We start from the raw sequence: 1,224 nt of genomic DNA on the forward strand, positions 1-1,224 counted from the left end.
TTACTCTTAAATTTGATTTCAATATATTATTGATTATTGATTTTGCTATTTCATCATCCTCAATGATAAATGCTTTATAGTCTTTTTCCATTTAATTTTTTAGGTATAGGCGTTTAGGTCGCAATTTATTATTTTTGCCTGATGGCAGATAGAAATATTTTTAGAGGAGTGAATTCAATAAAGTTTAACCAACGATTTAAGGATGATAATGATTGTTTAGAATATTTAGCCCAAGTAAAGTGGTCAGACGGTTATAAATGTAAACGATGCAATAATGATAAATTTGGCACAGGGAAAAACATTCAAAACAGGAGATGTACAAAATGTAGATATGATGAAAGTCCTACGGTGGGTACTATGTTTGAGAAGTTAAAATTTTCAATTCTAATAGCATTTCATATTGCATTTAAAATTAGTAGTAAGAAAAAAGGAATGTCGTCTTTAGAATTAAGTCAAGAATTTGAATTACGTCAAAAGACTTGTTGGGCATTCAAACTAAAGGTGCAGCAAGCAATGAAAAGTAGTCTTAAAAGCCCATTAACAGGGATTGTTCACGTTGATGAGTTTGTTGTTGGCGGTCCAGAAGAGGGCAAAAAAGGTAGAAGTAAAGGATTGAAAAAGTTGATTGTTTTAGCTGTTGAGATTTTAGAAGATGGAGTTGGAAGGGCATATGCGGAAACTATAGAACATGCATCAGCAATTGAATTAGGTGAATTTTTAACAAAATATGTTTCGAAAGAAGCTTATCTCGTTTCTGATAAATGGAGAGGATATACACCTTTGAAGAAAGAATTTAAAAACCTAAAACAAGTGCCTTCGAAAGACGGAAAAAATTTCAAAGAGTTACATATTCATATTATGAATATCAAGGGATGGTTGAGAGGAATTCATCATCATTGCAGCAAAGAGCGTATGCAAAATTATTTGGATGAGTATCATTTCAGATATAACAGAAGGTCAAATATGGATACAATCTTCGATGTGTTAATAAGAAAGATGGTAAATTATAAATAAATGTCAATAAAATCAGTACTTAATAAGTGCGACCAAAGTGCCTATACCTATAAAAGTGATTAACCCGAAAGATAAATCTTAACTTAGTACCACCTCGTCAAGGCGTTATGTTAGGTACAAAGCTGGAAAGAGAGTTTTATAAATAATTATTGAATTAGAAAAACCTAAATTATGAATAACAACGCTGACAAAATCCAAAAAAATGAAAGT

At 31.0% G+C, this 1,224-nt stretch carries 1 protein-coding gene; it reads left to right on the top strand.

Annotation, left to right across the window (positions count from 1 at the left end; translation table 11 throughout):
* Positions 1 to 141: 141 nt before the first annotated feature.
* Positions 142 to 1,014 (top strand): IS1595 family transposase, encoded by an 873-nt coding sequence (locus FNW07_RS13655; protein WP_144265651.1) that lies wholly within the window; start codon positions 142 to 144, stop codon positions 1,012 to 1,014.
* Positions 1,015 to 1,224 lie beyond the last annotated feature (210 nt).

The sequence above is a fragment of the Flavobacterium sp. GT3R68 genome, assembly GCF_007109225.1.
Taxonomy (GTDB): Bacteria; Bacteroidota; Bacteroidia; order Flavobacteriales; family Flavobacteriaceae; genus Flavobacterium.

Bases quoted from the DNA above. Each gene is read 5' to 3' on its own strand.
- FNW07_RS13655 (WP_144265651.1), top strand. From the start codon at position 142: ATGGCAGATAGAAATATTTTTAGAGGAGTGAATTCAATAAAGTTTAAC.